The 2,415-nt window shown below is 58.4% G+C and carries 4 protein-coding genes; 3 read left to right on the top strand and 1 reads right to left on the bottom strand.

The features are described 5' to 3' along the window. The first annotated feature begins 69 nt into the window (after positions 1-69). The 3 genes from EOM25_14040 (at position 70) to EOM25_14030 (ending at position 2,028) form a co-directional block, all read left to right on the top strand. Positions 70-963: a hypothetical protein gene (locus EOM25_14040; protein ID NCC26295.1), complete on the top strand. Its 894-nt coding sequence runs from the start codon at positions 70-72 to the stop codon at positions 961-963. A gap of 90 nt (positions 964-1,053) precedes the next feature. Further along, positions 1,054-1,287: a hypothetical protein gene (locus tag EOM25_14035; GenBank protein NCC26294.1), complete on the top strand. Its 234-nt coding sequence runs from the start codon at positions 1,054-1,056 to the stop codon at positions 1,285-1,287. A gap of 87 nt (positions 1,288-1,374) precedes the next feature. Beyond that, positions 1,375-2,028: a hypothetical protein gene (locus EOM25_14030; protein ID NCC26293.1), complete on the top strand. Its 654-nt coding sequence runs from the start codon at positions 1,375-1,377 to the stop codon at positions 2,026-2,028. Positions 2,029-2,053: 25 nt separating this feature from the next. Here the strand turns inward: EOM25_14030 and EOM25_14025 are convergent. Beyond that, on the bottom strand, positions 2,054-2,415 hold a 362-nt coding region (locus EOM25_14025; protein ID NCC26292.1), incomplete at its 5' end, for an AbrB family transcriptional regulator.

Raw genomic sequence — 2,415 nt, 5'->3', positions numbered from 1 at the left:
CGCGAGCAGGGCAAGGCGAAACCCCTTGCCCGCTGGTACCGCGATCTGATCCTGGCGGCGGAGTTAGGGGTGGATCGCGACTGGACGTATTTGGCTGAGCAGCGGGTGGATGTCGTTGGGTTACAGGCTGATCTGCGTGACGGGTTGGTCACGCTGCTGGCTGACCGCGACCAACCCGTACCCGTGGCCGAGATGGCCCTCCTGGTCATTTCCCCGGCTCACAGAGGCCGAAAACTCATGGAACGCTTCTTGAATTGCCTCAAGGAACGGGCCCGGAAGATGGGCATCTTCGGGCTGTCCTTCAATCCGGTCACCAGCCACCCCGTCAGTGTCCGAAATACCATCGCCCTGGGCGCACTGCCATGTGGACTGGATCTGGCGGCCTGTCCACCGCGGAACTTCAAATCCATGGACCTTGGAACCGCCCCTCCCCAAAGAGAGTCCTACCTGCACTGTTTCCAATATCTGGTGGACCCGCCCCCAGCCAAAGTCTGTGACCTCGGACGGCATCGAGCCATTGTCGAACGGGTTCTCGGCAACCTGGACCGAACCATTATTTCGCCTCCGGAAGAAACCGATCACGGACCCGGTGAATACGCCGTGGTCTTCGATCGTGGCCTCTTGAAGGGGGTGGTCCGGGTGTCGCGGGCCGATGAGCGGCAATGGCCGGAGATAAGGCGGGCGGCCTTGGATCTTCTGGACATTGCCGGAGCCGAGGTGGTCCACATAGATCTGCCCTTGGCCCAGCCCGCAACGGCCGTCCTCGCCGAACAGGTCAAGGAGGCCGGGTTCTTCTTTGCCGGGGTCTGGCCCCACGCGGCCGAGGACGGGGACATGCTGCGGTTCACTCGGCTAGCGGTACCGTTGGACATGAATCGGCTCCGCCTGCACTCGGATCTGGCCCACGATTTGGGGCGATACGTGGGCGAGGAAATGGCCCGGGTCTCGGCGCTCCCGGCCTGACTAGCCGATGATCCCCGGCCACTCAATCGTTTGACTCAACGGGAGGAAGATTTCTCGGCCATCCTGTGGCTCTGATCTTCGCATTGAACCATGCTCGTCATCAAGTGCTCAGCCTGTCGTAAGAAGCTCTGGCGATACCGCAAGCTTGGCCAGAGAGAACTCCTGCGCTGCCATCGAGACAGGATTGAAAAGGTTTGGTTCAAGGATGAACATGACGGCAAGATCTGGTGCCAGTGCGGCAATGCAGTGGGTATAAGCAAGGGAACATTCATCAAAATGAACAGGAACGCCTTCACATACTCCGGGACCAAGATCAACACATGAAAGTTTGCGGGCCGAACCTCCAAGCTTCGATCTCCTTCGCCTTTCAAAGGCGTCAATCCGTGATGAAACAGACCCAAAAGAGAATCAATGCGCAAGATTGACATGGCCACGTGGGCCAGAGCGGAGCATTTTCTGCATTTCAGTCAAATGGAATTCCCCTATTCTTGCCTGACCGTGGAAATCGAGGTCGGAGACTGTTTGTCGTTCATGAAGAGACAGGACATCCCCCGCTACCTTGGCATGATTTTTCTGGTTTCAAAGGCACTCAATGCCGTGGAAGAATTGCGGGTACGGGTCGTTGACGGTGAGATCATGCTCTTTGACGTGGTCCACCCATCCTTCACGGTGCAGACCACGGACGGCACGTTGAATTTTTGCCGCGGACGACATGAGGATGAGATCAAACGCTTTCTGGAACTCAACGTCCCCATCAAGAAGGAGGCTGAAAAGGGCGTGACGGGCCTTGAGCCTGACAGTGTTGACAAGATATACATCAGTTGCCTGCCCTGGATCCATTTCACGTCCGTTGTCAATCCAGTGCCTCTCAGGCCAGCGGACTCGTTTCCGCGCATCGTATGGGGGCGTTTTTTGAAACGTGGCCATGGCCATGTCATGGCCTTCAGCGTCCAGGTCCACCATGGCCTGGCTGACGGCATACATTTATCTGATTTTATTAGAAAGTTTCAAGAATTGTGTTCAACGCCTGAAACCGGATTCTCGCCAGCGCATTCCTCCAGCTAAAAATTCCCCTGGCCTCGGAAATTTTCTAGGCCTTCAGGCCCGTGCCGCGGGCGCTGCGTCTGCTCACACGACAGACCAACCGAGCCACCAATGGCCCGGTCAGGACCACGGCGAACAGGCGCAGGGTCTGCAGGGAAAGCACGAACGGCACGTCGCACCCGCTGCCCACGGCAATGACCACCACCGAATCCAGCCCGCCGGGGCTAGTGGCCAGATAGGCACTCAAGGGATCCACCCCGGCCCAGGCATGGAGCATCCAGGCCACGCCCCCGCACAGAACCATGAGGGTGAAAACGGCCAGCAACAGCTGGGGCACGGCCTTCAGTGCGTAGCGCACGGTCTGGGGTGTGAAGCGCAAGCCGATGTACCAGCCCAGGGATGCATAAG

Source organism: Deltaproteobacteria bacterium (assembly GCA_009929795.1).
Lineage (GTDB): Bacteria > Desulfobacterota > Desulfovibrionia > Desulfovibrionales > Desulfomicrobiaceae > RZZR01.
The sequence above is the reverse complement of the archived record's forward strand: the minus strand, read 5'-3'. Positions and strand labels throughout refer to the sequence as shown.

What these genes read in the sequence shown, in the direction of transcription:
- EOM25_14035 (NCC26294.1), top strand. Translation starts at nt 1,054, where the DNA reads ATGCTCGTCATCAAGTGCTCAGCCTGTCGTAAGAAGCTCTGGCGATAC.
- EOM25_14030 (NCC26293.1), top strand. Translation starts at nt 1,375, where the DNA reads ATGCGCAAGATTGACATGGCCACGTGGGCCAGAGCGGAGCATTTTCTG.